This is a genomic window from Aureliella helgolandensis (genome assembly GCF_007752135.1).
GTDB classification, from domain to species: Bacteria; Planctomycetota; Planctomycetia; order Pirellulales; family Pirellulaceae; genus Aureliella; species Aureliella helgolandensis.
Genome location: NZ_CP036298.1, coordinates 3,906,315 through 3,929,257 on the forward strand (window position 1 = coordinate 3,906,315; position 22,943 = coordinate 3,929,257).

At 54.9% G+C, this 22,943-nt stretch carries 16 protein-coding genes; 4 read left to right on the forward strand and 12 right to left on the reverse strand.

All coding sequences use genetic code 11. The features are described 5' to 3' along the window. Positions 1 to 18: 18 nt before the first annotated feature. The 5 genes from Q31a_RS13965 to Q31a_RS13985 all read right to left on the reverse strand — a co-directional run bounded on the left by Q31a_RS13965 (position 19) and on the right by Q31a_RS13985 (position 5,468). Entirely contained in the window at positions 19 to 696 is a 678-nt protein-coding gene (locus Q31a_RS13965; protein WP_145078768.1) for an acyltransferase, read from the reverse strand. A gap of 2 nt (positions 697 to 698) precedes the next feature. Beyond that, positions 699 to 1,715, reverse strand: coding sequence for a Gfo/Idh/MocA family protein (locus Q31a_RS13970; RefSeq protein WP_145078771.1), 1,017 nt, complete (start codon positions 1,713 to 1,715; stop codon positions 699 to 701). Beyond that, positions 1,712 to 2,944: a DegT/DnrJ/EryC1/StrS family aminotransferase gene (locus tag Q31a_RS13975; protein ID WP_145078774.1), complete on the reverse strand. Its 1,233-nt coding sequence runs from the start codon at positions 2,942 to 2,944 to the stop codon at positions 1,712 to 1,714. Before Q31a_RS13975 ends, Q31a_RS13970 begins: the two co-directional genes overlap by 4 nt. A gap of 38 nt (positions 2,945 to 2,982) precedes the next feature. After that, positions 2,983 to 3,795 carry a glycosyltransferase family 2 protein gene (locus tag Q31a_RS13980; protein ID WP_145078779.1) on the reverse strand — a complete coding sequence of 271 codons (813 nt, stop codon included), beginning with the start codon at positions 3,793 to 3,795 and terminating at the stop codon, positions 2,983 to 2,985. 68 nt (positions 3,796 to 3,863) lie between these two features. Continuing rightward, positions 3,864 to 5,468, reverse strand: a complete 1,605-nt coding sequence (locus Q31a_RS13985; protein WP_145078783.1) for a GumC family protein — start codon at positions 5,466 to 5,468, stop codon at positions 3,864 to 3,866. 693 nt (positions 5,469 to 6,161) lie between these two features. Here Q31a_RS13985 and Q31a_RS13990 point away from each other — a divergent pair. After that, positions 6,162 to 7,688, forward strand: coding sequence for a sulfatase (locus Q31a_RS13990; protein ID WP_145078786.1), 1,527 nt, complete (start codon positions 6,162 to 6,164; stop codon positions 7,686 to 7,688). Positions 7,689 to 7,703: 15 nt separating this feature from the next. Here the strand turns inward: Q31a_RS13990 and Q31a_RS13995 are convergent, their stop codons facing one another. The 3 genes from Q31a_RS13995 to Q31a_RS14005 form a co-directional block, all read right to left on the reverse strand. Further along, the gene (locus Q31a_RS13995; protein ID WP_231691195.1) at positions 7,704 to 9,308 is read right to left on the reverse strand and encodes a sulfatase-like hydrolase/transferase; all 1,605 of its coding nucleotides are present in this window, start codon (positions 9,306 to 9,308) and stop codon (positions 7,704 to 7,706) included. 223 nt (positions 9,309 to 9,531) lie between these two features. Beyond that, positions 9,532 to 9,870, reverse strand: coding sequence for a tRNA-binding protein (locus Q31a_RS14000; protein ID WP_145078790.1), 339 nt, complete (start codon positions 9,868 to 9,870; stop codon positions 9,532 to 9,534). Between the two features lie 18 nt (positions 9,871 to 9,888). Beyond that, positions 9,889 to 10,488, reverse strand: coding sequence for an HD domain-containing protein (locus Q31a_RS14005; protein WP_145087247.1), 600 nt, complete (start codon positions 10,486 to 10,488; stop codon positions 9,889 to 9,891). 333 nt (positions 10,489 to 10,821) lie between these two features. Between Q31a_RS14005 and Q31a_RS14010 the strand changes: the two genes are divergently transcribed. Beyond that, positions 10,822 to 12,339, forward strand: coding sequence for a sulfatase family protein (locus tag Q31a_RS14010; protein ID WP_231691196.1), 1,518 nt, complete (start codon positions 10,822 to 10,824; stop codon positions 12,337 to 12,339). A gap of 111 nt (positions 12,340 to 12,450) precedes the next feature. Here Q31a_RS14010 and Q31a_RS14015 read toward each other — a convergent pair whose 3' ends face one another. Together Q31a_RS14015 and Q31a_RS14020 are read right to left on the reverse strand one after the other, a co-directional pair. Further along, positions 12,451 to 15,336, reverse strand: a complete 2,886-nt coding sequence (locus Q31a_RS14015) for a vitamin B12-dependent ribonucleotide reductase (protein ID WP_391575333.1) — start codon at positions 15,334 to 15,336, stop codon at positions 12,451 to 12,453. Between the two features lie 844 nt (positions 15,337 to 16,180). Then, positions 16,181 to 17,533: a DEAD/DEAH box helicase gene (locus tag Q31a_RS14020; RefSeq protein ID WP_145078796.1), complete on the reverse strand. Its 1,353-nt coding sequence runs from the start codon at positions 17,531 to 17,533 to the stop codon at positions 16,181 to 16,183. A 285-nt stretch (positions 17,534 to 17,818) separates the two neighbouring features. Here Q31a_RS14020 and Q31a_RS14025 point away from each other — a divergent pair, with 285 nt between their 5' ends. After that, complete coding sequence (locus tag Q31a_RS14025) at positions 17,819 to 19,372, forward strand: HEAT repeat domain-containing protein (RefSeq protein ID WP_145078799.1); 1,554 nt, start codon at positions 17,819 to 17,821, stop codon at positions 19,370 to 19,372. A gap of 243 nt (positions 19,373 to 19,615) precedes the next feature. Here the strand turns inward: Q31a_RS14025 and Q31a_RS14030 are convergent, their stop codons facing one another. Together Q31a_RS14030 and Q31a_RS14035 are read right to left on the reverse strand one after the other, a co-directional pair. Continuing rightward, positions 19,616 to 20,839 (reverse strand): hypothetical protein, encoded by a 1,224-nt coding sequence (locus tag Q31a_RS14030; protein WP_145078802.1) that lies wholly within the window; start codon positions 20,837 to 20,839, stop codon positions 19,616 to 19,618. A 7-nt stretch (positions 20,840 to 20,846) separates the two neighbouring features. Further along, positions 20,847 to 22,202, reverse strand: coding sequence for a hypothetical protein (locus Q31a_RS14035; RefSeq protein WP_145078806.1), 1,356 nt, complete (start codon positions 22,200 to 22,202; stop codon positions 20,847 to 20,849). Between the two features lie 275 nt (positions 22,203 to 22,477). Between Q31a_RS14035 and Q31a_RS14040 the strand changes: the two genes are divergently transcribed. Further along, the gene (locus Q31a_RS14040) at positions 22,478 to 22,807 is read left to right on the forward strand and encodes a metal-sulfur cluster assembly factor (protein WP_145078810.1); all 330 of its coding nucleotides are present in this window, start codon (positions 22,478 to 22,480) and stop codon (positions 22,805 to 22,807) included. The last annotated feature ends 136 nt before the right edge of the window (positions 22,808 to 22,943 follow it).

Here is a 22,943-nt window from a genome sequence, read left to right on the forward strand (position 1 = left end):
GCGCGTTCCCATGGGAAGCTACGGTTCCTCCGATTTAAGCGAAGCTGCTAAATGGGGGTAGTTCTTGTCGGCAGAATCTAGTCCAAGCTCGAGTACCACTCGCTCGTTGATTTGGAATTGAAGGCCACAATAATCGCACTGAACATGAATGGGGGTGTTGTGAGCCAGGTCGCACCATTTCATTAAGGGACGTCCGCAGCGACACACCGCGCCAATCGAGCGTCCAGGGTTGCCTAGTACCAAATGAAAGTCGGCTACGGTGCGGGTAACAATTGTGCCCATTCCAATCATCGCAAAGCGGCCAATTACGAGGTCACACCCGATCCTAGCCCCGGCGCCAATGGTGGCGCCTTCACGCACACGCGTTGGCAGAGTCGCAGCATCGGGGGAGCTCGATCGCAATTCCGAAAGATCATTCGTCGTTGCGCGGGGGAACCTGTCGTTTGTGAAAATCACTCCGGCGCTAATCATTACGCCGTCTTCAATTATGACCGCATTGCATATATAGACCATGGAGTTAATTTTCACTCGATGGCCGATTTGCACATCGTAGGCGATGTAGGATTTTCCCCCGACGATGCATTGTTCACCCAAACGCGCTCCATGGCGAATATGCACGTTGTCCCAGACGGACGTGCCACGCCCCAGGGATACGTTCTGTTCAACGATAGCAGTCGGGTGAATTCTTACATCCATCTCTATTGAAATCCTACCGATTCGGACAACTCACTGCCTACTTGGGACCAGCTGCTTTCCCACATGGCGTTATAGCAAGCGTCGATGACTTCGACCGAGGCAAGGGCGTCCTGTAACGAGATGCGTGGCAATTCCCCACTGCGGATCGATGTCACGAAATCATTGAGCTGATTGGTGAATGCATCGACCTTGTTGTAGCCATTTCCAAAGATGGTCCATTGTTCATCTTCAGCTCTCCGGTACTTGGATTCCTTCCAGCCAACGTGCAAGGTACCGGCAGATCCGTAGATACTGACGTAGTTGTCAAGTTCTTTGTTGAGGCTCCATGAGAGATCGATACTCCCCATGACTCCGCTGGCGCTTCTGACAAAAATCTGCACAGTATCTTCGACGGCAATGTCTTGGATACGTAGTCCTTCCACCACGCGGATTTCTGCGATGGGCCCCAGGAAGTAGCGAGTGATATCGACAGAGTGTGTTCCATTGTCGATCAGGACACCGCCGCCACTGATGCTAGGATCACTATTCCATCGATGGGACATGTCCACGCGAGCAGTGAACGCATTCTCAAACAGCACTACGTCACCGATGACGCCTGAAGCGATCAGCGACTTGGCGGCAACGATATCGCTGCTGTAGCGAAATTTTGACGCCATCGTGAGTATCGCAGTCGATTCTTCAGCAGCGGCCAGCATCAGCTTCGCTTCGCTAAGTCCGACTGCCAGCGGTTTTTCACAAAGTACGTGGATGTTGCGCTTGAGAAGTTCGCAAGTGATCTCGGGATGTGTCACCGGTGGAGTGCACAGAACGACGGCTTCGCAGTCGGTCTCTTCAATCATCGCCAAATAGTCGCTGAAAGCGGAGCAGTGGGCACGCTCTGCCATGGCTGTAGCAGCCTCGAGGCTAATGTCCGTGACTCCCACCAATTGGGCATCCTTCGATTTTTCAAAAGCGAGTAGGTAGCTTTGGGCAATCGCGCCTGCGCCGATGAGTCCGAATCGAGTTGCATGGGTAATCATGATGCTGAGCTCCTAAGTTGTGCGATGCTCTTGGATAAGCAATCGGCGATGTATTCGACATGCTGCCGGGTGTATTTTTCGTTCCATGGCAGCACCAAGATACGCTGCAAGCCGCTGTAGGAACCTACAAATTTCTCGCGAGAGTAATCCAACGCTGAGGCGCTGGCGAGTGTGAATGGCCAGCGGCTGGTGCCAAAGGTACGTTGCTCTTGGAATACCGCGCACTCAAAGGCCGGCTTTTGGATATAGCGTGGTGCACTGAATACTCCATGCGGCTTCAGGGCGGCGCCCAACGCCATGGCCCCACCCGGGATCAGGTCGGCATCGACCTGGACGCAGTACTTCCAATAGGAATGTACATCGCCAGGTTGAATCACCGGCGGAGTGATTCCAGGAAGCTCTGCGATCAACGACGTAAACCGGTCGGCCAGTTGGATGCGAGCCGTCACGATCTCGGTCAGCTTCTCAAGTTGGGCAACAGCAACGGCGCCTTGCAACTCCGTCATCCGGTAGTTCAAGGCTAAGAAATAGTGATCTGGATTTGCATCGCCATAGCCCCAGGCCTTGTTCACAAACAGAAAAACGCGGCGCGCTAGGGCATCATCGTTGGTGGTGACAATGCCACCCTCACCGGTCGTGATATGCTTTCCTTGCTGCAAGCTAAAGCAGCCGATGTCGCCGAGGAGTCCGGCCGGATTGCCTGCGTGTTGAGCATCGAAGGCCTGCGCACAGTCTTCGATGACAGGAATTCCACGGCCCCGGCACAGCTCCATGATTTGCGTCATATCACACGGATTGCCAAACAGGTGTGTTACCACAACTGCCTTCGTGCGGTCGCTCAATGCTTTTTCGATCGATTGCCTAGTCACGTTGCACGTGGCCGGATCAACGTCAGCAAAGACGGGAATCGCCCCTTGGTAAAGAATCGGGGTCAATGCTCCCATGTCGGTAATGGAAGTGGTGACGATCTCGTCGCCCGGTTCCGGATTAATGGCTGCAATCGCACAGTGAATCGCCGCACTACCATGTGAGCAAGCGATAGCATGTTTGACGCCAAGTCGGTCTGCGAAACGCCGTTCTAGCGTTTTGACAAATTGCCCCTTCGTGCTAGTCAGAGTTCCGCTGTTGACAGCGTCTTGCAACAACTGAATCTCTTCATTTCCAAGTGATCTACCGCTCGCATCTTGGTCCGAAGGGAGAGGCAGAACAGACTTTGCCGCAATACTCATGATGTAATTCTCTATCTAGTTTCGGTGAGTTGGATTCGTCAGTTTTTGGGGGAGGCCAGGAGAGCCTTCGGGAGCATTCGCCGTAACAGGATGCGACTCAAAAACTTGACATGCTTGTACGTCGTACTCGATACTTTCATCTTGGAAACGCCGAACGAGCGCACCGTTAGGATCGCTGGGCATTCGACAATCTTGCCGCCCGCTGCATCGACGGCCCACAACAGTTCGACGATCCCCACAAAGCCGGGTTCGCGGACGGCGTAGCGCTGGACTGCAGAGCGTCGGTAGACGCGGACGCAGCTGGTGTAGGTATGCAGCTTGTTGTGCAGCACCAAGCCATACAGCCGCGACGCGCAGCGCGACAGCTGTAACCGCCATGCAGGTACCCCTTCGACGCGACCGCCGGGGTGGTAGGGGGATGCGACCACCATGTCGACTTCTTCCGTCAGCAGATCGGCCATGGCGAGCACGAGCAACGGATCGTAGGTGCAATCAGCGTCGATCGATGCAAGTATGGGGGAGTCGGTTGCCCCAATTCCTGTTGCAATGGCTGCAGCAATTCCTTGATTGGTGGCGTGTCGAACGACTCGTACATGTTCATTAGCGCGAAAATGATCACACAGCATTCCGTGGGTAGTGTCCGAGCTCCCATCGTCTACAAGGATCAATTCCAATTGAAACGACTGGGCAGCCGATTCGGCAAGTATGCCCAACTTCTTCGACAACTGCTGGATCGATTCGGCCTCGTTGTAGCAAGGGACAATCACAGCTAAACGCTTCGGGACTACTTCTACCGAGTCGCTGGAGGGAAGCCTTGTTTTTCGCTGGACATTGGTCTCTAGCGTGTCCATGAGATTGCAATCATGTGGTGAAGTGGCTGCGTGAGTGGCAGTGGTTTCGCGGAAGGGGAGAGTGGCGTCTACCTGGGATGTGCCGGTGTTTCTAGAGCGGAAGAAACGGTGGCGGCTTCAGGCCGTGTCGGAGAACTCGCGTTTGTCGATTGCGCTGAAGCCAAGGCACGTACCGGATGCTTTAATGGTGGAGTATTGGTCGGGACAAAACCGGGACGACTCATCTCTCTGTAGAGTGCCAATCCGACTCCAGCTAAGCAAGCAATGGTCATACCTACCAGTAGGGTCGCCAACGGCTTGGGACTGACCGGAGTGTTGCTGAAACTTGGAGCCTGGAGAATTGTCAAGCTTGAGATGCGTGCGGCCTGCAGCTCTTCATTGATGCGCGACTCTTCTAGATTGTCCGAATACTTGCGGTAATTCGCACGAACCAACTCGATCTCCAACTCTAGCTGGCTTAAATCGAATTCAGCGTCGTTGATGCGATTGAGCTCGGTGTTTGCGATTTCCAATTCTTTTTGCAATGCATCGGTGCGCGCTTGAGATGCAACCAGTAAGGCCTGACGTTCTTGTAGAGCTAATTCTGCAGCTTGATAATTAGGGTTCATTCCCGTCATTTTTTCCACGGGCACCGTTTCGCTCTCCTTGATTCCACGTGCATCATCGAGTTGCTTGCGAAGCTGCTGCAGTTGTGGGTGGTCGTCTGTATAGGCGGCGGAGAGCTCCCGTTCTCGAACTTCGAGGTCAAACAGCTTTTCGCGCAACGTCTGGCCGATGGCTTGCGGCTGTCCTAGGACCTCGTGTGTAACAATTTGCTCGGGAGTCTGGGCAAAATATTCTTCACGGCGGTTGATTTCAGCTTGGAAGGCGTCGCGCTCCGCAGAATTGGTAATCAAGTTTTGCTTGAGCGTACCAATGAGATCGATCTGAGTTTTGCGCTGGTCCACCAACGAGGCAATGCCCGTTGAATTCTTCTTGTCGCGCAACTCCATCTCAAGTTCGGAGAGGGCTTCACGCAGCAACCGCTCTTGGGCCACAAAGAACTCTTGAGACCCCTGGGTGCGGTGGATTCGAAGATGCTCGTCCATTGCCGTTTTCAGTACGAAGCTGAGAACCTCTTGGGCATCTTGTGGGTCCTCCGCCTCGTAGGTCAACGTCAGTACGCTGGAGGTCTTCATCGCTAGTACGCTGAAGTTCTCCTGGAAGGTTTCAATTGCTTTGTCGCGCAAACTAAAGACTTGGAGTGGATTCAAATTGTAGTCATCCAGTGCAGACAGCTTTCGACGCACTTGGGAGCCCAGTCCGTCAGTCGAGCTGCTCTCTCCCAAAATTGCCTGTTCACCAAAGTGTTCGACGACCATCTCGGCAATCAACCGGCTATCGAGCAAATCGGCAACCGCGTTCACGTCGCGTTCACGGGAGTCCGGGACGCCCATGAAATTGCCGGTAGTCGCAGTTGGGTCTAAGCTAACGGATTCGCGTCCAACACGAACGAACAATCGGGATTCACTTTGGTACATCCGCTCTGCGGTTACCAGGTATCCGACGGCAAGTGACATCACCAATAGGCCAGCGAGTACGAAATTGAATTTGTTTCGCCAAATTAAGCCGAACACGCTTGTCCCAGAATGGGCTCGTGCATCAGGGAGATTGGACGATATTTCGGTTTTCATTGAAGTACTTCAGCGTTTGGAAACTGGCCAATAGCTCTCAGCGGCAAAACGATGTCCGCGCTCACCGCGTTACGTCGCTGGAAAGCGAGGGGCACGCCGCTCTTGTTAGCTGCCGAACGAGGAAAGCTGCTCCGCAAACTCAGGTAACGGAGTTGCTTGCGTCCACGCGGGGGAGGGGCGATTGCATTGTCTGACGACGCCACCCTGCTACGAGAGTTCTCGGACCGCGAGGGCCTCACTGTGACGTTCGTGAGGCTTCAATCGTAATCAGAGGATGTAGGTTTGGCTATGGATTCGTCGCTAACTCCTGAGAACTCAAATAGCGCTTGACCGAGAGTTTTTGCCTGTCAGACACGCGTACGAACCCATTTCGAGCCCGTGGAATTGCAGCCCCAGCTCAAAAATTGTCTAGCTCAATCCTTACAACCGTCATAATGAGAACTGCTATGCTCTAAAATCTGGATCGGCTAATCGATAGTGTCGGTGCGTTTCCCCACCGCAGTTGCGAGCGTACGTGTTCTAAGCTTCCCTACTGTGCGGTGGTGGGAAGTCGACGTTGGTTGCAGCACGAGCTAGCTGGGGGGGATGAGGTCGGTGCGCGTTGGATGCCTCGTTCGATGCCAAATCTGGTGACGATCGGCGGTAGCCGTGCGGAGTTTTTCTGTCAACTTTTTACAACCTATAGGTCTCAGAATGAGTTTGTATCGTTTCTCTCAATGTTCGCTATACCATGTTTCATTGGTGGTTTTCGCTTTTGTGTGGGCAGGCATCGCGAGCGGTCAGCAGTCAGAACGTCCAAATGTTCTGTTCATCATCTCCGACGACCTCAACAATTTCCAAGGTTGCTATGGAGACCCTTTGGCGCGTACGCCCAATATCGATCGCCTCGCCGAAAGGGGCGTTCTTTTTGACCGTTCCTACTGCACCTACCCACTCTGTGGGCCCAGCCGAAATTCGCTACTGACGGGTCTGTATCCCAATAGCACGGGCATCCTCCAGAACTCGCAGATATTTCGGCAAACAATTCCCCAGCAACTTAGCCTACCGCAAGCCTTTCGATTGGACGGCTATTTTGCGGCGCGAATCGGCAAGCTCTATCACTACAACGTTCCTAAGTCGATCGGTACCAATGGACACGACGATCCGGGAAGTTGGGAGTTGGAGCTGAATCCAGCCGGAGTCGATCGATTGGAAGAGGAAGCAGAGATCACCACGCTGACTCCGGGGCAGTTTGGCGGAACGCTCAGCTGGTATGCCTCTCCCAAAAGTGATGAGCATCATACGGACGGTCTACTCGCGGCAGACGCCAATTGGGTTCTTCAGCGATGTGCTAAGCAATCCCGACCCTTCTTTTTGGCAGTTGGCTTTTATCGCCCGCACACCCCTTATGTAGCTCCCCGTGATCCCTATTTCGGTTTTTATCCGAAGGACAAGATGCCCCTGATCCAGAATGTGTCTGAAGACCAAAAGGACATTCCCGCTGCGGGATTAGCGAGCTACAAGAGGGAGCAGGACAAGCTCACAGACGCGTTGCGACGGGAATGCTTACAAGCCTACTACGCAAGCATCAGTTTTATGGACGCACAAGTTGGAGCGGTAGTGGATTCGTTGGACCGTTTAGGTCTGTCCGACAACACCATCATTGTTTTTACGAGTGACCACGGCTACCACATGGGAGAACATGGCTTGTGGCAAAAAATGAGTCTATTTGAGCAGAGTAGTCGCGTGCCAATGCTGATCGTTGCTCCGGGGGCAAAGGCCAATGGAAGCATCGTTAAGACCCCGGTTTCCCACGTGGACCTATTTCCCACATTGGCCGAGCTGTGTCAGGTGAAGGCCCCCGCCAATCTTCAGGGGCAGAGCCTAGTTCCAATGCTCGAAGATGCCTCCACGATTGGTCGCGGTTGGTCCCTGACCCAAGTAAAACGGGGAGGTACTCGTAAGCAAGGTGCGAGAACGCCCTCCTTCTTTGGATACAGTTTGCGCACCGAACGTTGGCGATATACCGAGTGGGATTCCGGTGAACAGGGGACGGAGTTGTACGACCACCATGCCGATCCACAAGAATTGCACAACCTAGCGTCCTTGCCTGAACACGCTGCTACGCTTCAGCAGTTGTCGCAGCAGCTCGAAAATGCCGTTGCGACTACGTTTCCTGAATCGGGTGTTACTCCCGCGGTCAGGCCCGTTACCTGGGCTCCCAACCTCACGGACCCCTAGTCGGCGAGCGAGGCCCTACTTGGGCAATTGTGGGAAGCGACGTTGCTCACCCTGCTTATCTACGAGCGGATAGGCAGCATCGTAGTTTTCTAGGTAGTCGATTAGGCCCTGCATCATATGCGCGAGCTCTTCGGGATGCGAAACGCTCAAGTCTGTCGATTCAAACGGGTCGCTCTCCAAATTATACAACTGGTAGTGCGAGCCGCCGGAGACATCGCTGGGGACGTAATGGTAGATTACTTTCCAATGGTCCTCTCGATAACTTGTAAAGTAGTCGCTGCGGTGCGGTGCATGTGGATAGTGCATAAGGAAGGTCTGCGGTCGTGATTCATCCAGTTGCCCGGTGAGTAGTTTATCGAGACTGTATCCGTCAATAATATGGTCGCCGGGCAGGTCCGCCTCCGCTAAGGCGGCGATGGTGGGAAACAAATCCTGCACCGATGCAATCTGGCTTTGGAGTCCACCGGCTGGAATCGGTGTCTGTTGTTGGAGAGGGTTTTCTTCGTTGCGAGCTGCCCATGCCGCAATGAATGGCACGCGCATTCCGCCCTCATAGTGAGACCCCTTTTTGCCTCGTAGCGGTGCAGCACAGGCTACCGAGTGCTGATGCCCCAGCGGTGCGTCGGAACCGTTGTCTCCCAGAAAGAGGATGAGCGTGTTTTCTGCAACTCCGAGCTCCTGGAGCTGCTCGACTAGCATGCCCAAGGAACGGTCCATTCCTTCAATCAAAGTAGCAAAGGCTTGGCCGTTCGCTGGCTTTCCTTGGTCCATGTAGTTTTCGGCAAACCTGGGATCGGATTCAAAGGGAGCGTGCACTGCATAATGCGCCATGTGAAGAAAGAATGGAGCTCCATCTGCAACCGCAGCGGCCAGCTTCTTCTTGGCCTCCAGCGTCAATGCCTCGGTCAGAAACGTGTCGGTGCCATGATAGGCCTCGAGATGAGGCACGGCGTGATTCGCTCGTCGGGGATGATTCATTCCATAGTCCAGTTCGCCGTAATAGCTGCCCGGAGCTCCAAAAGCAGCGCCTGCTACATTTTCTTCGAATCCAAGATTAAGGGGTTCGGAGCCGAACGAGTCGGTCGGGCCAAAATGTGCTTTGCCAACGTGGATGGTGTGGTAACCAGACTCGCGCAAGACTGCGGGGAGCGTTACATCTCCCTCTTCTATTCCCTGCCAATTCCAATCCGGTGGTCCCAACGGTCCACGATTGTCCGTGGCGGGATTAATCCAATTCGTCGCTCTATGTCTTGCCGCGTTCTGCCCAGTCATGATTGAGATGCGCGTCGGAGAACAAACGCTCATCGCACAAAAGTTGTTGAAGCGTATTCCGCTCGCCGCCAGCTTCTCCATGTTCGGCGTGCGATAGTAATCGTTGAGTGGGTATCGCTTGGGAGTCCCCTGGCCATCGGTCAGGAAGGGTACAGACGTATCCATCACCCCCATGTCGTCGACGAGAAACACGACAATGTTGGGGCGTGTTTGATCCGCCTCTGCCGAATCGGCCGGGGCAACCAGAAGGGTTCCCCAACAAAGTAGACCTACTCCGCACAAGCCCAATTGAGCACGAGTTCCGCTCCAGTTGAATAGCATTATCACTCCCGAATGATCGTGGTGCATTTGTCGTTCTTAAACGCGCCTTGGTATCAAAATGTCTCTGGCAATTATAATGCAACCCTGCAGCCAGTTTGTCACGTCGATTGCTGATCGGAGGCAGGTGGCTGCCTCGCGTCGGAAAACGTTGGAAAAAGGGAGGCAGTGCTACCGGGATGCGGAAGTGCCCTGCTCCACCCGAGTTCTAGATTTCTCTCCAGTGGATTGCAACTTGGAAAGCGACGTAGCTCTAGCAAAGTTTGGTGCCATTGGGGACAGGCTGGTCAGGAATGGCTAACACGACATCGCCATTGTCTCGATGGAGTCCAACCAACAAACACTCCGACATAAAGGGACCGATCTGTTTGGGCGGAAAGTTGATGACGGCTAAAACCTGCCGGCCGATCAATTCGGTGGGAGTGTATAAAGTGGTAACTTGGGAGCTTGTTTTTTTCACGCCCAGATTCGCCCCAAAGTCGATGGTGATTTTGTAGGCCGGTTTGTGCGCTTCGGGAAACTCGCGGGCGTCAATCACGGTTCCGACCCGCAGTTCAACTTTCGCAAAGTCGCTCCAAAGAATCTCTTCCAAGGCTAACTCCTCACTTGTTTACAGGGATGTGTCTGGCACTCGGGAAACCTCTCCGTCGCATTCTAAGAAAAACTGATCGAGAAACGAACGCATGAATTCCTCGCGTTGTAGGGCGATGATTCTAGCGGGTTCGGTGTTGAGGAGTGCGCGAAGTTTGAAGAGCTTCTCATGAAAATGGCCTACGCCGGTTGGAGCGGTCGGTGAGGCGGCATCTCGCTGACTAGGCAGGTAGAATGGCTGCCCCTTGGCGGCGCCGTATTCAATCGTGCGGACAATTCCAATGGCGCCCAAGGCATCCAAACGATCGGCGTCTTGAACGATTTTTCCCTCTAGGCTCAGCTGGTCAGCCGGCACCCCTTTTCGAAACGAAATGTTGTCCACAATGTGCGTTACGTGTTCGACGATCTCCTGGGGGACTCCCTGGGCTGACAGAATCTCCCGCGAGAACTCTGCGCTGCGTTCAAGGCCGTCGTGGAACTTGGCATCTCCCACGTCATGCAACAGCGCGGCTAGGTCTACTACCAGGCGGGAGCCACCGGTCTCCGTTTGAATCTGCCGAGCGGTGCGCAAAACTCGCGAAACATGGTCGAAGCCATGACCGGCTTGTTGCCCCTGCATGCGTTCTGCGGCGATCGCTGCAGTGGTGTCTGTCCACCTCTGCTGTTGCTGTGGACTCACGGGTTCACTCAAGGCTGTTTCCTAACGGTTTCTGGTCGAAGGTGATGCAGTTAGACGCACTATTAGCGTTCGTGGCGAGGCCCTGTTCGACTTGCGCAGTCGCGGGAGAAGTACTTTTGTAGCGGCAACTCGTGGAAACGCATAGGTGCTCACAATGCACGGCTGAGCGGCAAATTGAGCTATACTTTGGTGTTCCAACGGCTCGTCTCTTCGGCTGGCTGCCAGGGGCACCGTGTTTTAAGTCTTAGGTTCAAACCGCTTGAGGTCTACAAGATGTTTTGGAAGTTTTGTGTACTCCCCGCAATGTTGGTCGGCTGTTTTGCAGTGGGGCTCCCTGGGGGGAGCAACGCTCAGGAAACGCAAGGAGCAAAGGTCGAGAAACGCCCCAATATCCTACTGATGCTCTGCGACGACATTCGCTTCAATGCCTTGGGATGCATGGGGCATCCGCATCTTAAAACTCCGAATATCGATCGGCTGGCATCCGAGGGTGTCCTGTTCGAGAATGTGTTTTGCACAACCAGCTTGTGCTCTCCCAGCCGGGCGTCCATTCTCAGCGGTTTGTACGCGCACACGCATGGCGTCACCAACAATTTTACAGAGTTCCCCGATTCAATGGGAACCTTCCCCATCCAGTTGCAGAAGGTCGGGTACGAAACCGCCTATATCGGCAAGTACCACATGGGGGAGAACAACGACGAACCGCGGCCCGGTTTTGACCACTTTGTGACCCATAAAGGACAGGGACAGTATTTCGATACTGAATTTAATGTTGACGGGCAGGGGGGCAAAGTAGTGCCCGGATATTACACAACCGTCGTGACGGATATGGCTGAAGAGTGGATTCAGGACCGGTCCGGCGACAAGCCTTGGATGATGATGATTGGCCAGAAAGCTCCTCACAGCTTCTATTTTCCGGAACCGAAATACGAACACGCGTTTGATGACGTTGAAATCGACTACCCCCATTCCGCCTTTGATCTATCCGATAAGCCGGAGTGGATCCGGCAGCGGCTCAATACCTGGCACGGTATTTACGGTCCCCTGTTTGATTGGAGGAAGGACTTCCCGGATACTTCGGCCGCTGCAGTGCTCGATTTCCAAGCTATGGTGCGGGCTTACATGGGCACTATTCTTAGCGTCGATGACAGCATGGGACGGCTCGTTCAACTGCTGGCAGAACGTGGCGAACTTGAGAATACGATCGTGATTTTCATGGGAGACAACGGCTTGCTGGAGGGGGAACATGGCATGGTCGATAAGCGGACGATGCATGAACCCAGTATTCGGATTCCACTGGTAATGCGATATCCGGGAATGTCTGGTGGAAGCGCCAAGCGTGTCAAGCAGCAAGTGCTGACGGTGGACATCGCCCCCACCCTGTGCGAACTCGCCGGTGCAGAACCTCTTCCCAAGATTCATGGACGTTCGCTGGTACAGCTGGTTGCGGACAAAGATCCCGCTTGGCGGACATCGTGGTTCTACCATTACAACTACGAGAAACAGTTCCCGTATACGCCCAATGTCCGTGGCGTTCGCACCGACCGCTGGAAATTGATCCGGTATCCGCATGGCGACGGACAGGCGGATCGCCACATGGGGGAACTCTACGACTTGGCCAACGATCCAGATGAGCTTCACAACTTGTTCGGCGCACCGGAGCAACAGGAACGCATCGCTGAACTATCCAATGAACTACTGGAGCTGATGGCGGCAACGGGAATCTCTGAAGATACCATGCCACTCGATGAGGGCATTAAGGGAGAATTGCCAGACGCATCGATTCGCTAGCCTGCAGCCACTGAATTTTCAGGCTATCCATAAGAAAACCTCTGCAAACCTGTTGGTTTGCAGAGGTTGGAGAAAACGTACTGCTACGCTCTTAAAGCGGTGACTCGTGGACTAGCTACAGCCCATGGAGTTACCGCAATTGTGGCAGAGGTAACAGTTGCCGTTTCTTACCGTGATTGCACCGCAGTTATCGCAGCTTGGGGCGTCGGACTGGAATCCGGCGAACTGGCCGTTCCGCGATTCACCAGTGGCTGAATCGGCGGGAGCTGCCAAGGCGACTCCGGCCCGCTCAAGACTCTGGGCATTTACTACGTTGAGTTGACCACTATAGCGGGCAGAGGTCTGGACTTCAGGTTCGGTTTCCACAGCACCATTTCCATCGGCTTGCTTTGCCGTGGCCTGTGGCGTGGCGGAGTCGTTCGCGTAGTTGGCACCGCCCGCAGCAGCCTCGCGATAGCCCGCCAGGAAGGTAATTCCCATCCAACGGAAAATGTAGTCGACGACACTCTTGGCGATGCGCACATCGGGATTCGTGGTGTGTCCCATGGGCTCAAATCGCGTATGCCCAAACTTGTTCACCAAGACTTCCAGTGGCACGCCGTACTGCAACGACATGGAAATGGCCGTTCCAAAGCTGTCCATCAGACCACCTACGGTCGAACCCTCTTTGGCCATCGTGATGAACAATTCGCCCGGCCGACCATCGGGGTAGAGCCCAACGTTCAAATAGCCTTCATGTCCCGCGATATTGAACTTGTGCGTCAGCGATTGCCGCGTGTCGGGCAATCGCTCGCGGCGCGGCTTGTAGACAATCTTTTCCTTCACCACTTCCTTGGCCTTGGTTTCCTCCGACTTGGTGTTCAGAGGTTGACTCTGCTTCGAGCCATCGCGGTAAATTGCGATCGCTTTCAGGCCCAGTTCCCAGCCCCAGAAGTAGGCTTCCGCGATATCCTTGGGGGTCACATCATGCGGCATGTTGACCGTCTTGGAGATCGCACCCGACAGAAACGGTTGCGCGGCGGCCATCATTTGTACGTGAGCCTGCCACGCGATGCTCCTGGTTCCCTTGGCGGGTTTGAAAGCACAATCGAAGACTGGCAGGTGCGCGTCCTTGAGGAAGGGAGCCCCTTCAATCGTATCGTTCTCGTCGACGTAGTCGATGATCGCTTTGACCTGATCGTCGGTATAGCCGAGCGTCTCAAGTCCTAGGGCGACCGAACGATTGACAATCTTCAGAACGCCTCCGCCGGCAAGTTGCTTGTACTTGACCAACGCAATGTCGGGCTCGATGCCTGTTGTGTCACAGTCCATCATGAAACTGATGGTTCCGGTGGGAGCCAAGACGGTCGCTTGAGCGTTGCGGTAGCCATAACGGTCACCCAGCTCGACCACTTTGTCCCATAGATCTTTGGCCGCCTGTTTGAGGTAATCAGGGCCGGCACTATCAATGTTCCGGACTGCATCGCGGTGCTTGCGCATCACACGCTGCATCGGCTCTCGATTGGGCTCGTAGCGGTCGAAGGTTCCCACGACCCCTGCCAGCTCAGCGCTGGTCAAGTTGGCCGCACCGTGCAACAACGCGGTCAACGAGCCGCAGATTCCGCGTGCTTCGTCTGAGTCGTAAGCGGCACCAGCCGTCATGATCAAGCTGCCGAGATTGGAATAACCCAAGCCAAGTGGACGGTACTTGTGGCTGTTTTCTGCAATCTCCGGCGTTGGATAGCTTGCATGCCCCACCAAAATCTCTTGGGCGATGAAGTAGATTCGGCAAGCAGCCACGAAACCTTCCACATCGAATAGCCCATCCGCTTTGCGGTACTTCATCAAGTTGATGCTGGCTAAGTTGCAGGCGGTGTTATCCAGGAACATGTATTCTGAACAGGGATTGCTGGCATTGATGGGCCCGGAATTGGGGCAGGTGTGCCAATCGTTGATCGTGGTGTCATACTGCACACCTGGATCGCCGCAGTTCCAAGCGCAATCGGCCATGGTGTCTAGCAGCTGCCGAGCATCGTGGGTTGGCGGTTCGTCTGTCGATTTTGCGCTGACCCAGGTTGTGGTCCACGGTTGCTTGTCGCGAACCGCTTTCATGAAATCGTTGGTGACCCGTACAGAAAGATTGGCATTCTGAAAGAAGACCGAAGAGTACGCTTCGCCGTTGAAGTTCGACTCGTAACCTTCGCGAATCAGCGAATGGGCCTTCTGCTCTTCACGCCACTTGCACTCGATGAAGTCGAGAATGTCGGGGTGCGTAATTTTCAGCGACTGCATTTTAGCTGCGCGACGGGTTTTGCCACCACTCTTCACGACACCAGCGATCGAGTCATAGACCTTCATGAAAGAGAGTGGGCCCGAAGGGGTTCCGCCACCTGAGAGTTTCTCCCGTCGGCTGCGAATGGTTGATAGATCGGTTCCCGTACCACTTCCAAACTTGAAGAGCATCGCTTCGCTACTGGCCAGCCGCATGATGTCCTCCATGTTGTCATCCACGCTCTGGATGAAACAGGCGGAACCCTGCGGGAACTCGTAGGGATTCTGCGGTTGCTCTACTTGCTGCGTTTCCGGATTGAAATTCCAAGTGCAGGGAGAACCGGTAACTCCGTACTGATGAAACAATCCGACATTGAACCAAACGGGAGAGTTGAACGCACCATGTTGATGAACGCACAGCCAGGATAGTTCGTTATAGAATCGTTCACCGTCGCTGACGGTGTCGAAATAGCCATCCGCAATTCCCCAATCGGTAATCGTCCGCGTGACGCGGTGGATCAGCTGCCGAACGCTGTTCTCGCGTTCTGGTGTTCCCGGCTCGCCGTAAAAGTATTTGCTGACGACGACATTGGTAGCTAGCTGACTCCATTTTTCAGGAATTTCGCAGTCGGTTTGCTCAAATAGGGCCTTGCCCGCTTCATCCTTGATCGCAGCGCTACGAATCTCCCAACCCACGGTATCAAACGGATCGGTATCTGCTGGACAAAATCGCTGCTCGATCTTCATTCCTGCACCCGTTCCTCTCTTGGTGGGCTCTACTTGCGAATTGCCCCCTGCGCCATCCTGTGTCGTTGGCGATTGGACATTCTGACCCTTGCGCCCCAGTTCAACTGTAGACATCCTACCAAGCTCCTGTATGCATCAATTTTGAGGAAACTCGCGTGCTATCCACCATCCTGGAACACGCCAACGCACTCCGTTCCCATGTGCTACACGGGAATCGAAATAAGTTGCCGTAGTGCCTCCAAGCTTTAAACGCGGATGCTGATCGAGATAAGAAAAACGGTACCTACGTCCACCTTCATGGTTGTCGTTGGACTTCTTTGTAAGGGCTCTCCGCCCAGCTCAAGACTCCTTACGAACTCAGATGCTTTTCGTGTGCAAAGAACCACTACCTGTAGTAGGTCGGGTTGTTGATAGCACAACATCTAGCACTTTGGAAAGAGTTTATCGAATCTTCGTCGAGTGTCAAACTTCGATTTACAAGAATGCGCAAGTTGGCTGCAAATCATCACTTGGGACGATTTTGCGAGCTCCAGTGCCACTGCTCGCAACTGTCTGCGCCTCGCCCTAACTCATTACCTTCAAACGCTTTGTGAAGATTCGTTGAAGGTTAGGTGAATCCCGTATGGCACGAATAAGTTCGCGGGATTTTTCCCTTCGGGTTGCCGCCAACCTGCCGAAGTCGAAGGATAGGGAGAACGGGAGGTCTGGGGTGAGGTGGGGAGCTGCGGCGATGGGAGCTGCAAAATTGCGCACTCCCTAAACGGGGTAATGAAGATACACCCGCCTTGTAGGACAATGGGGGTGGCCTATGCCATGGGGCCACCCTCTAACCGTGTGAGGCTAGTTAGCGCTTTGCACCCACCTTAGCGAGTCGCGGGTTGGCTTTGCGTTTCATTGGGAAGAGACGCTTCTTGCGCGGCTGCTCTGGCTCATTGGCGGATGTCTCTTTGGCCAATGCCTCCTCGGCACGCATGGTGTCGTAGGCCGTGGGGATGGTGGCGCCCCCTTCACTAAGTTCGTCCCGCATCAGCAGCAGATTGATATTCAACTCAATCGAGGTGAGTTGGCTCCCCTCGTCTGCGGTCACAAAGGTGAAGGCGATGCCTTCGCGGCCCATCCGGCCGGTGCGACCCACGCGATGCACGTAATCGTCGCAATCGAGCGGTATGTCGTAGTTGATGATATGGGAGACGGTGGAAACGTCGATCCCACGCCCAACCACGTCGGTTGCGACCAAAATTCGCACTTTGCCATTGCGCAGGTCGCTAAACACGCGATCGCGATCACGCTGGTTCATATCACCGTGAATGCAATCGACCCGCACGCCTGCCAAATTGGGATATTTGGCCAGCTCTTTCTGCAAGGAGAGGTGCAAACGGTCTGTCCCGCGTTTGGTCCGGCAGAAGATAATGGCCTGCTCGGGCTCCTCGCGACAAAGCAATTTAACGAGCAGCGGGAATTTGTCCTTCTGCTTGATACTCAGATAGCGCTGTTCAATCGATTCGACGGAGACCTGCTTGCTTGAGCAATTGATATGCACTGGTTCGACGAGGTAACGCTTGGTGAGACGTTGAATATCGTCTGCGAGCGTAGCGCTCAGGAGCATCGTTTGACGATCTTTGGGGCAGGCTCGCAAAATCTGCTCGATGGCAGGTCGGAAGCCGATATCAAGCATTCGATCCGCTTCGTCGAGTACGACGCACCACAGATCTTGCGTTTTGAAGGTTCGCCGCTGGATATGGTCGTAGACGCGGCCGGGGGTGCCGACGACGATTTGAGTTCCCTCTTCCAGTTGCGCCATTTGACGCCGCATGTGCTTGCCGCCAGCTAGGACGGTGATTGCCGTTTTGCAGCCTTGGGCCAGCCGCTCAATTTCTTGAAACACCTGCTCCGCCAATTCGCGGGTCGGTACCAAGATCAACGCTTGCGGATTGCGACACTCACTCAACGGGTCGAGCATCTCTAAGATGGGAATGGAAAACGCTGCCGTTTTCCCGGTTCCTGTGCGAGCTTGTCCCAGAATATCGTGCCCATCCAGGGCAGGGGGGATGACCGAGGCTTGGATGGGAGAGGGGGTCTCATACCCAAGTCGCTCGAGTGCTCGCATCATTACTGGTGAGAGGTCCAATTCCTTAAAAGAACTGGCCTCGGACGGAGCCCGTGGCTCCGCTTGGTTGGATTTACTTTCAGACTGCATGAACTTCCTAGAAGACAAATAAGCGGGGGGATGTGAAATGTCGTAACGTCGTGATTCTCACGACAATTTCCCAGCCCGACGCATTGGTGCAGTCGAATAACTGCACCAATGCTTCGGGCTGGATACTTCGACGCACTCTCTATGTTAGCTTCTAACCCCCATTCTTGTCACTCCCCATTGTTGTTTGGGAGCAAACAGTGTGCAATTACATTGGATATTCGGGTCCGAATGTAAGGGAGTCCCCGGTTATTCGGTAAAATATACCAATGGGAGATTCTAGGTTAGATGGCACACGACGATTGGATCCGCAGTACTTGCAACTGGCTGAGATCGGCGAATGAGGAAGATTCTTCGCCGGAGGCCACCTTGGCGAGGGTTGCCCACGCACCCCCCGCCGAACTCGAAGCCCTACTTGAGGTCTTGGCGGCAGATTTTCACGCCTTGGCCCAGCAGTCCGGGCGAGTGAAGCTGCTGATGCAGGCCGTTGCGGCGCGAATGGTCCAGCTGACGGCCGATGCGCAGTTCACCCGAGAGGGAATCTTCATCAACGCCGAATGCCTCGCGCGTCTCTACGATCAATTGGTAGAGGTGGATGCTGCCGCCGCCTCTCATGTCTTGCAGATCTTGGCCTCCCAAGGAGATGAAGAGTCTCTAAGTTCCTTGGCCTCGCTGATCGCGGAAACGCCGCCCGAAGACTGGCAATCGGTGGGATTGGCGCTCAGCCCCCTATGGAACGCTGAGCCGGAAGCTCTCGAACAATTCTTCGATTGCTTGGATGCTGGTTTTGTGCATCCGGCCACCATGGCAGTCCTCCTCGATCTAGCCAATTTTGCCGTGCGCAGCGGCAAATTGAGCGAACACCCTTGGGCAGCACGCAGTTCGGAACTGGGCAATTTACTGGCGGCAGTCACCGCGCAATTGGAGAAGCTGGAGCAGGATCCCGCCCAATTTGGCAGTCAGATCGAAGAGATTCAACGCACGCTCAACGACAGCGTGGCCCTGGTGATCAGCTTGTGCGATTCCTTGGGGCTGATTGCGAACGCAGAGGCGATTCCCACCCTGACGCATACGATGCAACTTTCGCATCGTCGCATTCAAACTGAGGCCGCCGGAGCGCTGGCCCGACTCGGGGATGAGAGTGGCCAGCAACGCTTGGTCGAACTGGCTGCGGACCCCGTCGCCCGCCGCCGCGCGGTCGCTTACGCCGAAGAGCTTGAGTTTGCCGAACAGATTGAAGAACCCTTGCGACTGCCTCACGCACTGGCCGAGTCCGAACTAGCCAGTTGGCTTGCCGAGCCACCGCAGTATGGAATTCCTCCTACAGGGTTGGAATTGATCGACACACGCACCCAATACTGGCCCGGCTATGAGGAGCCGAGGGATTGCTACCTATTTCACTACTGGTATGAGTTTCCCGGAGGACGCGTGAGCAATGTCGGTATCGCGGGGCCAGTAACTCACGCTTTCCAATCGGATCTTGCGAATCTTCCAGTCGACGATATCTACGCTGCTTTTGCCGGTTGGCATGCGGAGCACGAGGAGATCTATGAGGTCCCTATGGCGTTGCTCAATCCCGCGCAACGGCGAGAGGCGGATCTCTTGGAACGCAAGCTGGACCAATTAGAAATGTCCAGCATTGTGCCGCTCGCGCTGACGTTCTTCTTGGGAGAAATCGCGTTGCTCGCTCAAGTGGAACGCGAGGGGATTCAGTCATGTGCCATTGCGGATAACCAAGAATGGATTTCTTTTCCAACCTCGGAAAGCTCGAATGCCATTACCCCAGAGATCGTGCTCTCGATCTTCCGCGGGCGAAAACTGCTGAGAACGTTTAACCACTAGGTCGAGGCCCTCTTGCACTCCTGGCAGCCCGTTTGCTGGATTGCCAATCCGCGGGCATTGCTTTAGGGATGAACCGACTGATGAGGCGGTAGCCACCGTCGCTTGCCGCTTGCCGATGCGTGTTGCGTGTTGCGTGCACCTTCCTGGTGGAGCTGCCAATGCGGGATTCCAGCTAATTTGTGTGGTCCGAACCTACTTCAAGAGTGTAGCCGAGCGTCCCCCCGGTGAAGCCGCCGGCAGCTGCTAGTAGAGGCGTCGCAGAAGGTGCAGTTCGGGCAGGGCGTCTGCGGCAACGAGAATCTCTGGGACGCGCTGGGGGGCTAGTCGCTGGACGACTTCGAGCAGTTCGCGGGAACGGGCGATCCCATCGGGTAAATCGGCCAAGCGGACGACTATTTCAGACCAATCCTCCGCTTGGGCAATGTCTAAGAATCGCACCATGCTTGCCTCGTCGCGGGGATTGACGATCAGGTTTCGCTGCAACCATTGGATGGACCACTGAGGATCGGCCGGTAAGTCACAGATTTGGAGCACAAGCTCGGGATGCCAACCCAGGCGTTGCAAGCGTTGGAAGGGCTGGCTCTCAAGCTGAGCCTCATCGCCTTGGGGCGGAGAGCTGGGACTCGGGGACGGCAGAGCTCCGGAGGCGTTGGCAAAGGTCTGGTCTAGGGCGCGCGCGAATATAAAGAGTTCGCTTTCTGGCTGCAAGATATCGCGACAATCGTAGAGTTTCCAGGCGTCGCCGACCCTCGTTAGGTAGAGGAGGCAGACGGCCGTTTGTTGTCCGTAGACGACTGCGGTAACACGTGCGTCGCGGCCAGGATTCAGCCACCGAAAATCTAGCACCTCGGTCCGATTGCCGCGCGGAGTCCTGATCGCAAAGTCTGCGAGCTCCGTTTCCCAGCCTTGGCGAAGTAGGCCACCGACGTCAGGGGTTGCAGACAAAAGCTCCACTTCAAGCGTCATCCGTGGTAGATCCATCGCATGGCGCCACTGAGCGATCAGGAGCGTTGGAGGGTTGTCCACTTCTCCGGCATGTTCTCGCGTAATTTCGTCGACCCGTTGCCGCAACCCATTGGGCATGCCATTGAAAACGGGCTGGCAGGCGATCAGGCCCGCTTGCACACTACTGGGCAATAGTTCGCCAGGTAAATCACGTTCCCGGCGATACGCTTCACTCATGGCAGCCGGCTGGCCCAACAGAGGCATCAATTCAGAAACGGCATCGGTCAAAAAGATGAGGCCGGCTAGGAACACCGCAGCGGTGATGGCCAATCGGAAACCAATTCGATCGCGACGGAGGCGAACTCCTGGCGGCAGTTCCTCCACATCGGCTTCTTCCAGTGGCTCTTCCAGCCAGTCCGGATCGGCATAGTCGTTGGGATCCCATTCGTTCAGTTGAGCGACATGTCGATTGATAATCCAGCCGTCGAGACTGCGGCGGTTGGAGTCGGTGGGATTGTTCATGAATGGACTAGCGCCCACTTACATTACGAATGGAGCACTGACAGATTACGATGGTCGTCCGCGGGATCCCCTGCTCGTCGTTATCGGTGGTGGAAATGGCCAGCGAGTAGTTGGTGGGAAGATCAAGGCAAGTCCGAAACTGAGAGGTGGCAACCTCCGGCAACTGCACTTGGAACTCGCCTTGTCCGTCTGGTTTCGGAAAGCTCATCGTGTCTACTTTTTGAATCTTGCACATCTTCAGGCTGCACGTCAGCCGCAGTTGTTTGCCTCCCATTAATTGCGGCAGCAGGTCTAGCGTGGTGCCTTCCGGGTAAACGCGAACATGGGGACGGAAGGCAATTTGTTCCTGTCCATCCTTGATCAAGGTAATGGGTTTAATGCCAGTCACGAACGGCCGTTCAACGGTGTCGTTCACCGTTGCCTTGCGGCCGTTGAAAACCGCAACTTTGGGTGAGAATAGGTGTTCGATCTCGGGCATCTCCCGGATCGCATCGAGCACTTGCCGGCTTTCCTCGGGTGTTAACAACGTATACAGCACCGGTCGCGCGCGTTCAACGATCGCGACGGCTTCGGTCCAAGTGCTGGAGGTGACCCCCTGGGGCGGTTCGATGATGTCTGCTTCCGCTCGTTCTTGTTCGCGTTTTCCACGCTCGACATGCTGCCGAACGAGCGATGCACCGATTCCGTGATTGGGCATATGCTGAAAACCAGTCGTGTGGATCTTCGGACTATTGCTGGCGACCCTGTCTTCCGCTGGTTCGACCATCGACCATTGAACGGGCAATGCACTCAACGACTGCTGTGAGCCACGAACAACCGTGGTGTTGATCAGGATTTGACTTACACCGAACTGCTCAATGGTTTTCAGCATTTCCTCGGCGCGAGTCAGGTCGCTGTGGGAACCGGCCAGTGAGCATTGAGTATCCTCGATCAATACGCCACGGCCCCGGTCGTCCACTTCGATCGTTCGTGGACTACCATCGGACATGACGGTCCCGATTGCGTTTTGAATTCCCTGCACAGCCCGCTCGTCGGAAGGGGGCTCGAGGGTGCTACCCAAGGCGGAATGACATTCCTGGGTCAGCCACGCGGTTGCTGCAGCGCCGGTAAGCCCCATCTCGGCCTCCAGACGCACGAGGATAGCGGTCAGTTCAAAGTGACGGATTTGAACGTCATCCAAACTCTCAGGCGTCGGAATGGGCAAAGCGCTCGAATCCTGAGATACGCGCTGGGGCGGTCCTTGAGACGCCTGTTCTTGCCCTTGGAGCTGGGGCATCAGCAGTGCCAAGCCGAGCAGAAACACCGTCATTTCACCGAGAAGACGCCGCCTAAAACTCGAATCGGTACGCGATGAGTAGAGCATCAGAATCCATTCCTTGAGTTATGCAGTTTCGCCTGAGGATGGTATCCCCAAACTGGCTTGGCAAGCGACATGTTTGGCAAACCCCATTTGTCGGTGCCCCAGAGGGCTATTCATCTACTCGTTTTAGTATGTTTGGTGGAGCGAGGGCAAGACCTAGGCCGCCTGAGGGAGACTAAATCGCCAAGAAACTCAACAGGAGTAGAGTCGAAGTACGTTGGCGGATACACTTGCGGTGCATGCCTAAAGTTCCATGAATAGAATAAAGAACAGCAGCTATGAACAAGATTCTTTCTGAAGAGCTGGTCCGCGAGCAGCTTAAGCAGGTGATCGATCCCGAATTGTTTGTCAACATCGTCGATCTTGGCCTGATCTATGTAGTTGACCTGCAGGCCAGCACTACCGAAGAGGGGAAGACGGACATCTTGATTGAGATGACGATGACCAGCCCTATGTGCCCAGCCGGCCCGCAGTTGGTGGCCAATAGTCGGCAAGCGGCGGAATCCCTCGAAGGAGTGGGCAATGTCGAGATCAAGGTGGTCATGGATCCCCCTTGGACTCAAGACATGATGACGGAAGACGCACGGGATCAACTCGGCATCTTCTAAATTCGGATCCGATAGCGCCGCGTGCGGCGAAAACGTCTGATTGTCACCGGTGCCCCAGGCAAGCGGTGCCTGTGCGAAATGCGCAAACGAGTGTTTCTCGGTGGAGTTCGTGCGCGTTTAACGTCGGTCCTCCAGC